The following is a 17,267-nucleotide window of genomic DNA, read 5'->3' as shown; positions in this document are numbered from 1 at the left end:
CACCCTTTCAAAAAATCTTGATTTTTATTTGTCTGGAAGTGTACCAAATACTAAAGCACCATCATCAAAAACAGGAATTCTCGTTGTTTTTTGCATATTGGATGTTAAGCCTTGAAAGGAATAATCATTTGAGGCATCCCATATATTCGACCCATTTGGTGCAGATAATCGAAATTGTATTTCCTTCTTATGCTCTGATTCTCCTCCAGGAAAAATCGCTACGCCTGTAAAATCAATTTCTGCATAATACACGTGAGCTGATGCGTCATATACCTTGAGCGGAGATAAGGAAGCGCCTTCATTGTAGGCTGCTGTCACTTGAATATCTTTTTCTGTGAATCCCTTTGCAAAGACCTCACTCAGATTGACGTAATATCTAAAGGAGAGCGTTTGACTACGTCTAGCCGGCCATCCGGACCGATTGTATAGAACCGCCTTTACTTGAGTAGATGTTACATCGTTATTCATCACTGCTGCCTCTACAAAAAACTCATCCTCTGGTTGTTCTTTAGGCGGGAAATTGGGCAGTTTTGATTGCCCTTTTCCAAACAGCTGCACCATTTTGGCTATATTTCCTGTAAAAGCGGCATTATAGTCCGTCGCCACCTCGTTTGATACATAATCAGAGATGTCATCGTCATATTGATCCTGTGCATTAGGTCCGCCAACGAGCGCCCCATAAAGAGTGTGACGATGATTCGAAGGATTTGTCAGTTGATTAGACCATGAACCGTGTGCAGTTCGGTGGTGTGGATGCTTCGGCGGGTTCTGGCCAAACCCAACGACATAGCTTCTATTAAGCGGATTATCACCAAGCATATAGTGAGTTTGGTTGATCGCGAACGTTTGGTATCGATTCTTTTTTTCTTTATCTGACACCCAATCAGCGTAAACAAAGGCTAAAAATGCTGCATTTGCTGTATAACGCAGTGAGCCCCATTGATCTAGCCATGCCAAACCGCCAGGCGTATAAGTGATTCTTTCGACTTTTCCATTTTGAACAAAACCCGTCGTCCAGTAATCGAGATTACGCTCTGTCGATTCTATAAATCGATTCTCTTTCGTGATTCTGGCGAGTAAGATTTGCGAAGCAAAAAAAGTATTGTCCCAAGACATGGTAAACGTATAATCCCAATCCTTCGGCCATTCCTCTACTGCTTTTAATGCTTGATTTAAATAGGTTTCTTCATTTGTTGCCAAGTACAGCCAGATTCCGCCCCAAATGAGTTCATCAATATAGCCGCTCCATGAGTTGTAAAACGGCTGAGCGTTTGTGACACAATCTGTATACTCGCCGCGATACCTGTCAGCAAATGCATAAAGCTGTTTCGCGTGCGTCAGAAGCTTTGCTGCATAAGGGGCATCTGTCTCTTTAAAAATGATAGAACCCGCTGCTAAAGCTGCCGCAGTTTGGGCGGCCACTTCTGTTCCAGGGCAATTTTCATCAATTTTAAAAGCTGGCCGGCTCATCGGCATCACTTCTGCCGGTCCCCACCAAGCATGATCAGCATTCCCATCACCTACCTGCGCCCAAAACTCATTCGGACCTGTATGTGCTTTCAAAAAATAATCTGTTGCCCACCTGATTTGATCTAAGATGTCATCAAGCAGTTCTGCCTCTTCATAGGCTTCTCGGTATTCATATACTGTCCATGCAAGCACAGCTGCTGAGTAGGCCATCGGAAGTCCAAATTTCACATGATCACCTGCGTCATACCAGCCGCCAGTTAAGTCATGCCCTACATCCTTCCCATCCTCTAGTCCAGAATCTCCCCGCCAGTTGAGACGGTTGCTTTTAGGTAGCTTTCCAGACCGCTGCGCTTCATAAAACAACAAGGATTTTTGAAGAACCTCTACATAGTTATAAGATGCCATTTCTGTATGACTCACCCCTTCTATTTAGTCAAACATGAATAGACAAGCCACCTCCTTTTATTCAGAACGTGATTTGAACAGCTTTGAAAAGAATCAAATATGTTTCAAAAATAAGCATAGTAAACAGCAATCAGCTTTGCGCTCATCGAAGTTTTTTTCTCTTGATTCTTTCTGTGACTGTACCCAGAATGATCATATGTCGCATGAGAACATTTCAGACGGCGAAATTCTCTTTTTTGCTCTATTTGGGTAGAAAGAATGACATACAATCTCTTCTTTTAAAACATCACGCTAAATCAAGGTATATGAATGAATTAGAAAATGATTCCATTTGGTGGAAATTCTTTATTAGTTAACATAATAATATTATTGTATAAATAAAAAAAGAAACGCCCCTTTAAGGGCGCTCTTCATTAATCGCATTAAAACAAAGAAAGCTGGTTTTGATCGGGAAGTGCTTCTAAGCAGCCTTGACGATCTAAATATTCTAGGATCGTTTTCGACACTTTTCCGCGTTTTTGTAAATCTTCTTTTGAAAGGAATTCCCCGTCTTGTCGTGCGCGAACAATATTTAACGCAACGTTCGTTCCGAGTCCAGGGATTGAGTTGAATGGCGGAATCAATCCGTCACCATCAATGATAAACTCTGATGCACTTGATCGGTAAAGGTCCACTTTTTTGAAATGGTAGCCTCTTTCACACATTTCAAGTGCAAGCTCTAGTACAGTTAATAGGTTCTTTTCTTTCGGTGATGCATCTAAACCTTTTGAGTTAATATCGTCCATGACCGCTCGAATCGCATTTGATCCTTTTGTCATTGTTTCAATATCAAAGTCATCTGCACGAACGGTAAAGTAAGCCGCATAGTATAAAAGTGCATGATGCACCTTAAAGTAGGCAATCCGTACAGCCATTAATACGTAAGCAGCTGCGTGGGCCTTAGGGAACATGTATTTGATCTTTTTACAAGAATCAATATACCAGTTCGGTACATTATTATTCTTCATTTCTTCTTCCCATTCAGGGGGAAGTCCTTTTCCTTTACGAACAGACTCCATGATTTTAAAGGCAAGTGACGGTTCTAAGCCCTGATAGATGAGATAGACCATAATATCGTCACGGCACCCAATCACTTCACTTAGTTCACACGTTTTATTGTGAATGAGCTCTTGCGCGTTCCCGAGCCATACATCCGTCCCGTGTGATAATCCAGAGATCTGAACGAGCTCTGAGAAGGTTGTTGGTTTTGTATCCTCAAGCATTTGCCGAACAAACCTTGTCCCAAACTCTGGAATACCGAGTGTACCTGTTTTACAGCCAATTTGCTCCTCTGTTACACCAAGAGGCTCTGTTCCTTGGAAAATTTTCATCACTTCTGGATCATCTGTTGGAATCGTTTTTGGATCAATTCCACTTAAATCCTGAAGCATACGAATAACCGTAGGATCATCGTGCCCTAGTATATCAAGTTTAAGCAAGTTGTCATGGATTGAGTGGAAATCAAAATGCGTCGTTTTCCAATCAGAACCTGTCGCATCTGCTGGAAATTGAATTGGTGAGAAATCGTAAATGTCCATATAATCCGGCACTACAATAATACCGCCTGGATGCTGGCCCGTTGTCCGTTTTACCCCTGTACAGCCTTGTACAAGCCGGTCGATTTCTGCGCCCCTCATATGAAGATTATGATCTCCAGCGTAGCCTTTCACGTAACCATACGCTGTTTTTTCTGCAACAGTACCAATCGTACCTGCTCGGTATACATACTCTTCACCAAACAGCTCTTTCGTATAATTATGAGCAATCGGCTGATATTCACCTGAGAAGTTCAAATCGATATCAGGGACTTTGTCTCCTTTAAAACCTAAGAACGTTTCAAACGGAATATCATGCCCGTCTTTTTTGTACGGCGTGCCACATTCCGGGCAGTCTTTGTCAGGAAGGTCAAAGCCTGAACCAACAGATCCGTCGTTAAAGAACTCGGAATGCTTACAGCTTGGACATACATAATGCGGCGCAAGCGGGTTCACTTCGGTAATCTCTGTTAAAGTTGCAACAAGAGATGAGCCGACAGATCCCCTTGAACCAACAAGATATCCGTCATCAAGTGATTTTTTTACAAGCTTATGAGAGATTAAATAAATAACGGCGAATCCATGGCCGATAATACTTTTTAATTCTTTCTCAATACGGTCTTCTACGATTTTCGGCAAATCATCTCCGTAGATGCTACGCGCCATTTGATAGCTCATTTCCCGTATTTCTTCATCTGCACCTTCAATTTTTGGTGTGTATAGGTCATCTTTGATTGGTTTAATGCTTTCGACCATCTCAGACACTTTTTTCGTATTTGTCACGACGATCTCTTTCGCTTTTTCCTCTCCTAGAAAGGAGAATGCTTCAAGCATTTCATCTGTCGTTCTAAAATGAACTTTTGGCAGTTCATGACGGTTCAGCGGATTTGCTCCACCTTGTGATGAAATTAAGATTTTACGATAAATTTTGTCTTCTGGATGAAGATAATGTACATTTCCAGTTGCTACGACTGGTTTATTCAGCTTTTCGCCAAGCTTCACAATGTTTGTGATGATTTCTTTTAACGCCCGTTCATCTCGAACAAGCTCCAGCTGCAGCAGATGCTGATACACTTCTGGCGGATGAACTTCTAAATAGTCGTAAAATGCTGCAATGTCTTCCACCTCATCAGGTGATTTTTGCATCATTCCTTCAAACACTTCACCCTTATCACAGGCAGACCCGATAATTAAACCTTCTCGATATTTCTCAAGCTGTGAGCGCGGAATGCGCGGCACTCGGTAGAAATAATGAATATGAGAAAGAGAAACAAGCTTGAATAAATTTTTCAGCCCAGTCTCATTTTGTGCGATCAGAATGGCATGGTAAGGACGTGAGCGCTGGTAAGCATTAGACTGACCCATGTTTTCATTCAATTGATCGTGATAGGCAATATCCTTTTCAGCGGCATCTTTTAGCATTTTCAGCATGAGGTAGCCCGTCGCCTCTGCATCGTAAATGGCCCGGTGATGCTGCGTCAGTTCTATATCGAATTTTTTGCAAAGTGTGTTCAGCCGGTGATTCTTAAATTCAGGGTAAAGGAATCGGCCAAGTTCCAGTGTATCAATCACAGGGTTTGACGCTTTATCTGTTTTTAACAGGCGCTTGTACGCTGTATTTAAAAAGCCCATATCAAAGCTTGCATTGTGCGCAACAAGGATATCTTGTCCAATCCATTCTTTGAAATCCCGTACGACATCGACGACATCTGGAGCATCTCTGACCATATCATCCGTGATACCTGTTAATTCGATCGTTGTCGCTGATAATGGGTGATGAGGATTTGCAAATGCCTCAAAACGGTCAATGATTTCTCCGCCTTTTATTTTCACTGCTGCCAGCTCAATGATCGTGTCATACACAGCTGAAAGTCCAGTTGTCTCGACGTCAAATACGACATACGTTGCATCCTCTAACAAACGGTGCTCTGGGTTATAGGCAATAGGTACTCCGTCGTCAACCAAGTTGATTTCCACACCATACATCATTTTGATGTCATGCTTTTTACTTGCTGCATACGCATCTGGGAAGGATTGTACAACCGCATGATCCGTCAGGGCAATTGCTTCATGTCCCCATTTTTTTGCTTGTTCTACCAACTTGCCGATGCCAGTAACAGCATCCATTTGACTCATTGGGGAATGCAAATGAAGCTCGACACGCTTTTCACCCTCAGGTGCCGTATCTTCTTTCAGCTGAGGTTTCATTTCGTTTACATCATTGGCAATCATGACAAGGTCTCTAACAAACGTATCGTTTTGAATGCTTCCTCTTGCTTTGACCCACATGCCTTTTTTTAATGATTTCATCAGCTGGGCATCTTCTTTTTCTCTTGCAAACATTTTGATTAAAATACTGTTTGTATAATCTGTAATTTTAAAAATACAAAGCGTTCTGCCGCTTTTCAGCTCACGCGTTTCTGCATCGAATACGTAGCCCTGGACGGTGATTCTTCTTTCCTCATCCATAATACTATCAAGCGTACGAATTTCTTCATTGTCTTTAATTTGATAGCCAATCATGAGAGGGCCAGACGGACCTTCCTCCTGCTCCTCACTTTCCTTCTTCTCCATCTCAGTGAGGGCTTGCATCGCTCTTTCTTGATCTTCAGCAAGCTTTTGTTCTCTGAACTTCTGAATCTCTTGATCTGATACAAAAATTTCTGTATCAAATTGAAGTTCTGGAAAGCCTACTTGTTTAAAAGCAGCCTGGAGCATTGGACTGTACTTCTTCTTGATGGCCAAAGCCTCTGTTTCGCTTTTCGTTTTGATAATGATTTTATGTCCAGACAGCGATGGTTTTTGCTGCTGAAGCAAGCTGATGATTGGAGGAGAAATTCCTTGAAGCTCTTCCACACAATGTGACCAATACGATTGAACGAGCTCTTCAGAGATGCTTGGATCATTGACTTCAATCGTACAAGTAACTTGTGCAATATGAGAAAATGCATTTGTCAGCCTGCTGAGAAACATCGCATATACCTTGTAAGGCAGAAGCGCCTTAAATTTAAAAAGAAAATGCCACGTTTTCGTCGCTTTATGCACCGTCAATTTGACGATTTCTCCTTCTTCAAAGTAACGACTGAGGTCATCATCTGTCATTTGAATCTGATTGAGTAATATATGAAATTGCCGCCGTGTGATCGGTAATTGTTCATCCAAGACAGGACCCTCCTTTTGTCAATCAGAAAGGTACCTCTTTTCTACAGGAGGTACCTTCATTTTTTTGTTCGTTTTTTATGCTTGGCGTATAAATGAAATCAGCTCATCAACAGATACTTCGTGTGATTCCCCTGATTTTCTAAACTTCACTTCAACAATGCCTTCTTCTGAACGTTTTCCGCAGCTAATGCGAATTGGCAGCCCAATTAAATCACTGTCTGCAAATTTCACTCCGGCACGCTCCTGGCGGTCATCGAAAAGTACGTCAAAGCCCTCATCTTCTAAGCGCTCGTATAACGTTTCAGCTAGCTCTTTTTGAGCATCGTTTTTCATATTTAATGCAAGGAGGTGAAGGTCATATGGCGCAACAGCTTCCGGCCAAATGATTCCTTTCTCATCGTGATGCTGTTCAACAATCGCTGAAAGCGTTCTAGAGATACCGATACCATAGCAACCCATAATCATTGGCTGCGCTCGACCATTCTCATCAAGGTACGTCGCATCCATTGACTCAGAATAACGAGTGCCTAGTTTAAAGACTTGTCCTACTTCAATCCCCTTGGCAAACTGGATTGTGCCTTCTCCATCTGGAGAAACGTCTCCTTCTTGAATCAAACGAAGATCTGTGAATTCTTTCACTGACACATCACGCGCAGGATTGACATTGACATAGTGATGATCCGCCTCGTTTGCACCTGCGACAGCATTTGTCATGCCTTTAACCGCAAGGTCTGCATAAATATCGACTTCTGCTTCCAGCTTCACTGGGCCAACAAATCCGGGCTCTGTTCCAATGACTTCCAGTACTTCTTCGCGAGTAGCAAGCTCTACAAGCTGTGCTCCTACCAAGTTTTTCACTTTCACATCATTTACTTCATGGTCGCCTCTCGTCAGGATGAGAACATACGCATCATCTGCTTTAAACAAAACAGACTTGATACAAAGAGAAGGATCAACTTCTAAAAATCCAGCGATGTCTTGAATCGTTTTCACTTGCGGTGTATGGACTTTTTCAAGTTCTTTGAAGTCCGCAGGGTTTGCTTCTTCCCCTTGATATACAGCTTCAGCCATTTCAATGTTCGCAGCATAGGAAGATGTGTCAGAGTATGCGATTGTATCTTCTCCTACTTCTGACAGTGCCATAAACTCATGTGTATCTTTTCCTCCCATTGCACCAGAATCTGCAATGACTGGTCTAAAATTAAGACCTACTTTTGAGAATACATTGGAGTAAGCTGTAAACATCTTATTGTAAGTGTCATCAAGGCTTTCTGGTGAAGAGTGGAATGAGTACGCATCTTTCATAATAAATTCACGTCCGCGCAGCAGCCCAAAACGCGGTCTCTGTTCGTCGCGGAATTTTGATTGAATTTGATAAAGAGTTAAAGGAAGTTTCTTATACGATTTCACTTCGCTGCGTACGAGTGATGTAATCACTTCTTCGTGCGTTGGGCCAAGTGCAAACTCACGGCCATGACGATCTTTCATACGCATCAATTCTGGACCGTATGTATACCATCTTCCTGACTCTTGCCACATTTCTGCCTGCTGCAGCACTGGCATTAACAGCTCAGCTGCTCCCGCCTTTTCCATCTCTTTGCGAACGATGGATTGAATATGCTGGATGACTTTATGAGCAAGCGGAAGATAATGATAGATTCCGCTTGTATTTTGTCTAATGAACCCAGCTCTTACTAATAGCTGGTGACTTTTTGCTTCAGCATCTGCCGGCACCTCTCGAAGAGTTGGAATAAAAGTCAGGGATTGTCTCATGTCGTTACACCTCATTTATGAAATAGGACTTCTCACAAAAACTCTTGTTTCCCGTAATGAGAAACAAGAGACATTGGTTTTTATAAAAATAATCGCTGGATGTCATTCCACGTAACCACTAGCATTAACAGCATGAGGAATGCAACACCGATAAAGACAACAAGTGCTTCTTTCTCACGATTAATTGGTTTACCGCGAATGGCTTCAACAAACAAGAATAGTAAACGTCCTCCGTCTAGTGCAGGAATCGGCAATAAATTCACGATGCCTAAGTTAATACTAAGGAACGCCGCAAACTGCATTAATGTTAACACACCTTGCTTAGCTACTTCTCCTGTCATGTCATAAATCCCAACAGGACCTGCTAACATATCTAATGAAAATTGCCCTGTGACAATTTTTTGCAAGTTCGTTAAAATCAAACCTGCTGTTGAAATCACAGTCGTTCCTGAGGATGAAATAACCTTCAGAAATCCATTTTCCGTTGGCGGATAAGATCCGAAACGGCCAATGTTTTTTCCGTCTGCTTTCACAGCTTCTGGTACAACCTGCACAGTGCTTTCTTTACCGTCTCGGTCAATGACGACATTCATTTTTTTCTCAGGGTTCTTTTGAACGGTTTGAACGACGTCTGTCCAAGAATTCATTTTATCCCCGTTAATGGACACGATGTGGTCTCCCTGCATGAGTCCAGCTTCTGCCGCTCGGCCGTCTTTCGTCAGCTTGCCGAGTACAGGATCATCAACGGTGACCCCTTGAATAAATCCTAGAGCAACTAAAATCACATACGCCAAAATAAAGTTCATAATCGGTCCAGCTGCGATCGCTTTAATACGCTGCCATACCGTTTTTGATCCAAATTGACGATTGTACGGTGCGATTTGAATCTCTTCACCATCTGCAATATAAAAGCTTGTTTGACTCACATTGTAGCCAGTCAAAATATCTTCATTTCCAGCTTCATATCCTGAGATTCTCATGGCATGATCTAAATCAATCTGCTCAACTTCGATGACAAGTGCATCAGGATATTTTTCTTTATCATTTAAGATGATTTTTTCTACTTCATTTTGCTCATTGAATAAGAGCCCCACTGTATGACCTGGTTTAATTTCAATGACTTCAGGGTCCTCTCCTGCCATTTTAACAAATCCGCCAATAGGGAGAAGTCTAATGGTATAAACGGTTTCCTTTCGTTTAAAGGAGAAAATCTTCGGTCCAAAACCAATTGCGAACTCACGGCATAAAATCCCCGCTCGCTGCGCCATAATTAAATGGCCAAGCTCGTGGAAAAAAACGAGCGTTCCAAAAATAATAATAAACGCAATCACTGTATTCACGAACATACCACCTTATGTGAGGATTGATTGAACAAAGTCTCGTGTATCTTTGTCCACTTCATGGATATCTTGCAAACTAGGCGTTGAAATCACATGATGTCTGTTTAGTGCCTTTTCAATCAATTCTTCAATTTGCAGGAACGTTACTTTGCCTTTCAGAAATGCATCGACTGCCATTTCATTTGCTGCATTGAGCACAGTAGGCATTGTCCCCCCTATTTTACCTGATTCATAAGCAAAATGTAAGCAGCGATACCTGTCAAAATCCGCTTTTTGGAAATTCAATTGTCCAATCTCCCAAAGGTTCAATGATTTCGCTTCTGGTAATGACGCCCTGTCAGGGTATGTGAGTGCATATTGAATGGGCACTCTCATGTCAGGTGTCCCTAACTGAGCCATGACGCTTTTGTCGTGAAATTCCACCATCGAATGGATAATGCTCTCCTTATGTAACAGCACATCAATTTGGTCATAAGGTATATCAAACAACCAATGCGCTTCAATCACCTCGAGCCCTTTATTCATCATCGTCGCTGAATCAATGGTAATTTTCGCTCCCATTGACCAGTTTGGGTGGTTCAGCGCTTCTTCAACCGTAACACCTTCAAGTTCAGTTCGTTTTTTATCTCGGAAACTACCACCTGAGGCTGTCACGATTAAGCGTTCAATGTTTTTAGCTTGTTCACCTTGCAGGCATTGAAAAATAGCGGAATGCTCACTATCGACAGGAAGTAAAGGTACATCATATCTTTTCGCGTACTCTTTTACTATATGACCAGCTGTCACAAGTGTTTCCTTATTTGCGAGTGCAATCGTCTTTTTTTGTTCAATGGCCTTTAATGTTGGAACAAGCCCGACACTTCCGACAAGGGCATTGACCACAACGTCCACTGCTTCATAGGTCGCGGCTTCGATGTTGGCTTCATCACCAGCAGCTATCTTGACATCGTATTCAAATGAATGACCTTTTAGCGTGTGATAGGCCTCTTCACTTAAGCATCCGACAAATTCAGGCTGAAACTGTTCAATGATTAGTATGGCTTTGTCTACATTTCGGCCAAAAGTCATGGCTTTCAGCTTAAATTTGTCTGGGTGCTGCCTCATCACATCTAATGTTTGTTCTCCAATTGATCCTGTTGCGCCTAATAGCGAAATATATCTCAAATTGCCACTCCTTCTCTCGTTCAATAAGTTTCTATGAGGTTAGCTGGCAAACGTGTCCAGCAGTAAATATAAAAACGGTAGAACGAATAAAAAGCTGTCAAATCTGTCCAAAATCCCGCCATGTCCTGGGAGAATTGCCCCTGAATCCTTCACGTGGTAATGACGCTTTAAAGCAGATTCCACAAGGTCGCCAAGCTGGCCAAAGATACTGAGCAAAAGCGTAATAAACATAACAAGCAGATATGATGGCAAAAAATCTGTAACCGCTTGAAACACAAATGACAACACGACAGCTGTGACAATCCCTCCGATAAATCCTTCTACTGTTTTGTTTGGGCTGATCTCTGGCCAGAGCTTTCGTTTCCCCATCGATTTCCCAATAAAATAGGCACCTGAGTCAGTGGACCAAATAATCACTGCTGCGAAGAAGATCCCAGTCATACCATATAAGCCTCTAATTTGGATAAAATAATAGAAACTGACGCCAATATATAATGTCGCCAATATCACAAAAGCAACCTCATCAAATGTGAAAGAGTTTTTGCTCAACACTGTATAAGTTAAAAGGATTAAGACTGCAAATAAAGCAATTTGCAATTTTGATTCGTCTGCGTTCGGGAAGAAGCTGTTCTCTCCGCCCATTAAAAGCCAAAGCAATATTAAGCTGACAATACCAGGAAAGCTGAAAATCGATATCTTTTTCATTCTTAGAAGCTCAAAGAGAGCGACACTTCCCATTAAGTAAATCAGCAGGGTAAATGGCATCTGTCCATATATAACTGCAAGTAAAAAGACTGCAGCTGCCAAAACACCCGTCAAAATTCTTTGTTTCATCTGCACCACCCTCTAAATTCCACCGAACCTCCGGCCGCGGCGCTGGTATTCTCCGATAGCGCCTATAAGATGCTCATCAGAAAAGTCAGGCCAAAGCACATCCGTAAAGACAAACTCGCTGTACGCAATTTGCCAAAGCATAAAGTTGCTTAATCTAATTTCTCCACTTGTGCGAATAAGCAAATCCGGATCTTGAAGAGATTCTGTCATTAAATAAGCTGAAAACATCTCTTCTGTGATGTCTTCTGCTTGAAGCTTACCTTCTTTGACTTTTTCAGAAATTTGTCTGCATGCGGAGACGATTTCTGTGCGCCCTCCATAGTTGAGCGCAAAATTCAAAACGAGTCCGTCGTTATTCGCCGTACTCTTTACTGCGTTCTCTACCGCTCTTTTCGTATGCTGCGGGAGGCCGTCTGGATCACCTGTTAAGCGCACACGGACATTTTCCTCGATGAGCTCGGGCAGGTAGATGTTCAAAAATTCTTCAGGAAGTTTCATTAAAAAGTCTACTTCTAGTTTTGGACGTTTCCAATTTTCCGTAGAGAAAGCATACAAAGTCAGCACTTTGACATTCAGCTCATTTGCAAGCTTAGTCATGCGCTTGACGACTTTCATTCCTTCATGATGTCCTGCTACCCGCGGGAGAGCACGTTTTTTCGCCCATCTTCCGTTCCCATCCATGATAATGGCGATATGTGCAGGAATTTCTCCATTTAATATGTCTTCTTTTGTCAGACTTTCTAAGTTGGAAGCTGCAGTTTGCTGATTCTTCCAATTTTTGAGTATATTGAGCATGAGATTCCTCCATCACCCAAAAAGGTTGCGTTTCCGCTAATAATATAGTCACCAACAGTATTAACAAAAAAACCCCCTGTAAACATGAAGAGGGTCTTTTCACTATTATCTATTGTACATAGTTTTTTCTTAAACTTCCATGATTTCTTTTTCTTTATCTTTCGTCACATCATCAATTTTAGCGACATATTCATCTGTCAATTTTTGAACATCCTCTGTTGATGATCTTAATTCATCCTCAGTGATCTCACCATTTTTCTCGAGCTTTTTCAACTCATCGTTTGCATCACGACGAACATTACGAACAGCTACTTTTGCTTCTTCTGAATATTTTCTTACCACTTTCACAAGCTCTTTACGTCTTTCTTCTGTTAGTGCAGGAATCGCAATACGGATCACATTTCCGTCACTTGTTGGCGTGATGCCAAGATCAGACTTTTGGATCGATTTTTCGATATCACCGATAGCTGTTTTATCATAAGGTGTGATAATCAGCATACGTGCTTCTGGCACTGTGATTGACGCGATTTGGTTAAGTGGTGTTTGTGCACCGTAATAATCAACCGTCACTTTATCAAGCAATGAAGCATTTGCTCTGCCCGCACGAACAGTTGCAAGTTCACGTCCGTATGCTTGAACGGCTTTTTCCATTTTTTCTTTCGTTTGGTTCAATACTTCTTTTGACACGTTATTTCCCCCTCACTATCGTTCCAATTGATTCGCCATTTACGGCACGTTTAATATTTCCTTCTTCCATAATAGAGAATACGATTAATGGAATGTCATTGTCCATACATAATGAGGACGCAGTAGAATCCATTACTGCAAGCCCTTCTTTTAGCACATCAAGATATGAAAGCTTGTCATATTTTACTGCATCCGCATCTGTACGAGGATCAGCACTGTAGACACCGTCTACATTATTTTTCGCCATTAAAATGACATCTGCTTCAATTTCTGCTGCACGAAGTGCTGCCGTTGTATCTGTAGAGAAATAAGGGTTACCAGTACCTGCAGCAAAAATCACGACACGTTTCTTCTCAAGATGACGGATCGCTTTTCTTCTTATGTATGGTTCTGCAACCTGTCTCATTTCGATAGAGGTTTGTACCCTAGACTGAATGCCAAGCGTTTCTAGGCTGTCCTGTAGCGCGAGTGAATTCATCACTGTTGCCAGCATGCCCATGTAGTCTGCTGTTGCACGGTCCATTCCTAAGTCACTACCTGTCTTACCGCGCCAAAGGTTTCCTCCGCCTACAACAACTGCAACCTCAACATCTAGCTCTGCAATTTCTTTTACTTGCTTTGCAATTGAATGAATGACAGTTGGGTTAATTCCATTTCCAGCATCACCTGCTAGTGCTTCGCCACTTAGCTTCAGTACAATGCGATTATATTTCGGTTTGCTCATGATAACCTCCAAGTGTATACTATACCGTCTCTTATTATGCGTAAGAAACTGCCTTTTGTAAATCAATATCCTCTAAAAAATAGGGAACACAGTGCTTGTGCTCCCTAAAAAAGCCCCAGAGAGCTTTTCAAACATTATTTTTTCACTTGGCTCATCACTTCATCAGCAAAGTTGTCTTGACGCTTCTCGATGCCTTCGCCCACTTCATAGCGAACATAAGTTTGAATGCTTGCGTTTTTCGCAGCTACTACTTGTTTCACTTTTTCATCTGGGTTTTTAACGAAAGCTTGGTCAAGTAAACAAATTTCTTCGAAGAATTTGTTTAGACGGCCTTCTACCATTTTAGCAACGATGTTTTCAGGCTTTCCTTCTTGAAGCGCTTGCTGCGTTAATACTTCGCGCTCACGGTTTGCTTCTTCTTCTGACACTTGGTCACGAGAAATGTATTTAGGGTTTACAGCAGCAACGTGCATTGCGATGTCTCTTGCAAGCTCTTCGTCAGTTGTTCCGTTAAGAACAGCTAACACACCGATGCGTCCGCCCATGTGTAAGTAAGAACCGAATGCTGCGTTATCTTCTTTCGTGATAACAGAGAAACGACGTAGAGTGATTTTCTCTCCGATTTTCGCAATTGCAGATGTAATATGCTCTTCAACTGTTGAACCGTTTTCCATTTTAGAAGCATGAGCTTCTTCAATTGTTGCAGGTTTAGCAGCAAGCAAATGATCAGCAAGTTCGTTAAGAAGTGATTGGAATCCTTCGTTTTTCGCAACGAAATCAGTCTCAGAGTTCACTTCTAGGATCACGCCTGTGTTGCCGTCAGTTTTGATAAGAGTTAATCCTTCTGCAGCAATACGGTCTGCTTTTTTCGCAGCTTTTGCAATTCCTTTTTCTCTTAGAAGATCGATTGCTTTATCGATGTCACCATCAGTTTCTGTTAACGCTTTTTTACAGTCCATCATACCTGCACCAGTTTTTTGACGCAGTTCTTTCACTAATTGAGCAGTAATAGCCATTTTACATTTCCTCCTTCTATGTTAAAACACGGATTACTAGGTGAAAAAAAGGTGATAAAAGGCATTTCCCTCTTATCACCTTTTGAATAGGTTACGCAGTTGTTGTTTCAGTTTCTGTCGTTTCTTCTACAACAGCTTCTTCTTCGCCTTGTTTAGACTCAAGAATCGCATCTGCCATTTTAGCAGTTAGAAGTTTTACAGCACGGATTGCATCATCGTTTGCAGGGATCACAACATCAATTTCGTCTGGATCACAGTTTGTGTCAACGATACCGATGATTGGGATATTCAATTTACGAGCTTCTGCAACTGCAATACGCTCTTTACGAGGGTCGATAATGAAAAGTGCATCCGGAAGACCTTTCATGTCTTTGATTCCGCCTAGGAATTTTTCAAGACGTTCTAATTCTTTTTTCAGTTGAACGACTTCTTTCTTAGGAAGAACATCGAATGTACCGTTTTCTTGCATTTTTTCAATATCTTTTAAACGTTTGATACGTTTTTGGATTGTTTCAAAGTTTGTTAAAGTTCCACCAAGCCAGCGTTGGTTCACATAGAACATACCAGAACGGATTGCTTCTTCTTTCACTGAATCTTGTGCTTGCTTTTTCGTACCAACGAAAAGGATTTTTCCTCCGTCAGCAGCAAGGTTTTTCGTGAAGTTGTAAGCTTCTTCTACTTTTTTCACCGTTTTTTGAAGATCGATGATGTAGATACCGTTACGCTCTGTAAAGATGTAACGCTTCATTTTTGGGTTCCAACGGCGTGTTTGGTGACCGAAGTGTACACCAGCTTCTAGCAATTGTTTCATAGAAATAACTGACATGTTGTTGCCTCCTAATATAATGGTTTTTTTTCCTCCGCTCAAGTCATGTTCACATAAAACTGCGCCACGGCAGCACCTTCATACGAATCATTAAGCGTGTGTATTTAACACCAAGAAATAATATAACACATGATGGACTGACAATCAAGAATCCTTTACAGCTTTCCGCTAAATTTTAATAAAAGCTCGATTTCTGTCTTTCCAGTTTTCAGTTCTTTCGCTATTTCTTCTAGCGAATGCCCTTGGTCATATAAGGTCTTCACCTGATCCTCGAATGTTTCTTCTATTTCATTTTCAGAAGGCACAGAAGCTTCTGATTCAAGATGTGGAACGGGTTCGTTTACCTTCTCTTCCTGCACTTCAACTTCGCTCAGGAGAGCCGACAAGTGCTCTGGTACTGGCTCTTCACTTTCTACCGATTGCTGGGATTCAATTGGTGTTTGTGGCTGCTTTGGTGTCTGAAAATCCGATTTCAGCTCTACAGCAGAAAAATCAGGGGAAGCGGCTGCCACTTTTGATAGTTTGTCATTCTCTTCTTTGACTTCCATCAAAAATGCAGTCAGGGTATTTTCCGTTTCTTCTAGAAGTTCTCGCTGCTTTTGTTCAGTTGCCTTCAGCGAATTCATTCTCGTATATAAAATGATCACAAAATAAATAAGTGCAGCATGAAGCATGAAGCTAATCAGCCATAACATATTTTTTCACTCACTAACTCTTTAAGATTGAATGGCTTTATCAAGCAGATGCTTAAGCTTGAACAATGCCTTTGAATGAATTTGCGAAATGCGTGAGGTCGATAAATTGAGCACGTGACCGATTTCCGTTAACGTCAGTTCCTCTTTATAGAATAGACTGATCACGAGCTTTTCTTTTTCAGATAGCTCGGTCATTTTTTCAGCAAGCTGTTCTATTAATTCATCTTTCAGCATCTTCTCCTCAGGTGTCACAGTTTTCTCGTCGCGAATCATGACTTGGACGTTTTCACCGTCTTCTTGATCATGCAGCTTCTCGTCGATTGAAAGCAGATTTGCAAAGAAACCTTCATTCATTGTTGTGACAACATCCTGTTCACTCATGCCAAGTTCCTCTGCCACTTCTGTCGGCGTCACATTTCGTAAATAGCGTTGTTCAAGCTTTTCAATAGCCGCTTCTACTTTTTTTGTTTTTTCTCTTGATGTACGAGGCAGCCAGTCCTCTTTACGAAGACCGTCGATGATGGCCCCGCGGATTCTGAAGGATGCATATGTATCAAACTTCAGATCTCTTCCGGGGTCGAATTTTTCAAGGGCATCATATAAACCGAGCATCCCTAGACTGATCAAGTCTTCTTTATGCACTGACTTCGGGAGACCGATGGAAATTCTTCCAACATGATATGTGACGAGCGGCATATAGCGGCGCATAAGATCATCTCCAGCAGCTGGGTCCTTCCACTCTTTCCATCTAGCCCATAGCGCCTGATCTTCGTAATTTAAGGATTGCATCTTTCTCCCCCTA

General features: G+C 41.7%; 13 protein-coding genes. All 13 read right to left on the bottom strand.

Going from position 1 to position 17,267, the window contains the following annotated elements; all coding sequences use genetic code 11:
- Positions 1-24: 24 nt before the first annotated feature.
- A complete protein-coding gene (locus MKY83_RS08530; protein WP_044141890.1) occupies positions 25-1,875 on the bottom strand; it encodes a glycoside hydrolase family 9 protein in 1,851 nt (616 codons plus the stop codon).
- 422 nt (positions 1,876-2,297) lie between these two features.
- On the bottom strand, positions 2,298-6,551 hold the full coding sequence (locus MKY83_RS08525; RefSeq protein WP_254110845.1) for a PolC-type DNA polymerase III: 4,254 nt from the start codon (positions 6,549-6,551) through the stop codon (positions 2,298-2,300).
- Between the two features lie 135 nt (positions 6,552-6,686).
- Positions 6,687-8,384 carry a proline--tRNA ligase gene (locus MKY83_RS08520; RefSeq protein WP_065097292.1) on the bottom strand — a complete coding sequence of 566 codons (1,698 nt, stop codon included), beginning with the start codon at positions 8,382-8,384 and terminating at the stop codon, positions 6,687-6,689.
- 80 nt (positions 8,385-8,464) lie between these two features.
- Positions 8,465-9,730, bottom strand: a complete 1,266-nt coding sequence (gene rseP, locus MKY83_RS08515; protein ID WP_106055909.1) for an RIP metalloprotease RseP — start codon at positions 9,728-9,730, stop codon at positions 8,465-8,467.
- Between the two features lie 6 nt (positions 9,731-9,736).
- Positions 9,737-10,888 (bottom strand): 1-deoxy-D-xylulose-5-phosphate reductoisomerase, encoded by a 1,152-nt coding sequence (dxr, locus tag MKY83_RS08510; RefSeq protein ID WP_065097291.1) that lies wholly within the window; start codon positions 10,886-10,888, stop codon positions 9,737-9,739.
- Between the two features lie 39 nt (positions 10,889-10,927).
- Complete coding sequence (locus tag MKY83_RS08505) at positions 10,928-11,722, bottom strand: phosphatidate cytidylyltransferase (protein WP_065097290.1); 795 nt, start codon at positions 11,720-11,722, stop codon at positions 10,928-10,930.
- Between the two features lie 12 nt (positions 11,723-11,734).
- Positions 11,735-12,517 (bottom strand): isoprenyl transferase, encoded by a 783-nt coding sequence (locus tag MKY83_RS08500; RefSeq protein WP_044141896.1) that lies wholly within the window; start codon positions 12,515-12,517, stop codon positions 11,735-11,737.
- 129 nt (positions 12,518-12,646) lie between these two features.
- Positions 12,647-13,204, bottom strand: a complete 558-nt coding sequence (gene frr, locus MKY83_RS08495) for a ribosome recycling factor (protein WP_003212469.1) — start codon at positions 13,202-13,204, stop codon at positions 12,647-12,649.
- Between the two features lies 1 nt (position 13,205).
- On the bottom strand, positions 13,206-13,928 hold the full coding sequence (gene pyrH / locus MKY83_RS08490; protein ID WP_003210919.1) for a UMP kinase: 723 nt from the start codon (positions 13,926-13,928) through the stop codon (positions 13,206-13,208).
- Positions 13,929-14,062: 134 nt separating this feature from the next.
- Positions 14,063-14,944, bottom strand: coding sequence for a translation elongation factor Ts (gene tsf, locus MKY83_RS08485; protein WP_044141897.1), 882 nt, complete (start codon positions 14,942-14,944; stop codon positions 14,063-14,065).
- Positions 14,945-15,035: 91 nt separating this feature from the next.
- Positions 15,036-15,770, bottom strand: coding sequence for a 30S ribosomal protein S2 (rpsB, locus tag MKY83_RS08480; protein WP_003212093.1), 735 nt, complete (start codon positions 15,768-15,770; stop codon positions 15,036-15,038).
- A gap of 155 nt (positions 15,771-15,925) precedes the next feature.
- Entirely contained in the window at positions 15,926-16,465 is a 540-nt protein-coding gene (locus MKY83_RS08475) for a Swarming motility protein SwrB (protein WP_113767673.1), read from the bottom strand.
- Positions 16,466-16,486: 21 nt separating this feature from the next.
- Positions 16,487-17,254 (bottom strand): FliA/WhiG family RNA polymerase sigma factor, encoded by a 768-nt coding sequence (locus MKY83_RS08470; protein WP_012009976.1) that lies wholly within the window; start codon positions 17,252-17,254, stop codon positions 16,487-16,489.
- Between the last annotated feature and the right edge of the window lie 13 nt (positions 17,255-17,267).

The sequence above is a fragment of the Bacillus sp. FSL M8-0266 genome (genome assembly GCF_038613425.1).
GTDB lineage: Bacteria > Bacillota > Bacilli > Bacillales > Bacillaceae > Bacillus > Bacillus pumilus.
This window is presented reverse-complemented; position numbering and strand designations above follow the sequence as displayed.

Coding starts and splice junctions, on each gene's coding strand:
- MKY83_RS08530 (WP_044141890.1), bottom strand. CDS start 1,875: ATGGCATCTTATAACTATGTAGAGGTTCTTCAAAAATCCTTGTTGTTT.
- MKY83_RS08525 (WP_254110845.1), bottom strand. CDS start 6,551: ATGACAGATGATGACCTCAGTCGTTACTTTGAAGAAGGAGAAATCGTC.
- MKY83_RS08520 (WP_065097292.1), bottom strand. CDS start 8,384: ATGAGACAATCCCTGACTTTTATTCCAACTCTTCGAGAGGTGCCGGCA.
- rseP (WP_106055909.1), bottom strand. CDS start 9,730: ATGTTCGTGAATACAGTGATTGCGTTTATTATTATTTTTGGAACGCTC.
- MKY83_RS08505 (WP_065097290.1), bottom strand. CDS start 11,722: ATGAAACAAAGAATTTTGACGGGTGTTTTGGCAGCTGCAGTCTTTTTA.
- MKY83_RS08500 (WP_044141896.1), bottom strand. CDS start 12,517: ATGCTCAATATACTCAAAAATTGGAAGAATCAGCAAACTGCAGCTTCC.
- pyrH (WP_003210919.1), bottom strand. CDS start 13,928: ATGAGCAAACCGAAATATAATCGCATTGTACTGAAGCTAAGTGGCGAA.
- tsf (WP_044141897.1), bottom strand. CDS start 14,944: ATGGCTATTACTGCTCAATTAGTGAAAGAACTGCGTCAAAAAACTGGT.
- rpsB (WP_003212093.1), bottom strand. CDS start 15,770: ATGTCAGTTATTTCTATGAAACAATTGCTAGAAGCTGGTGTACACTTC.
- MKY83_RS08475 (WP_113767673.1), bottom strand. CDS start 16,465: ATGTTATGGCTGATTAGCTTCATGCTTCATGCTGCACTTATTTATTTT.
- MKY83_RS08470 (WP_012009976.1), bottom strand. CDS start 17,254: ATGCAATCCTTAAATTACGAAGATCAGGCGCTATGGGCTAGATGGAAA.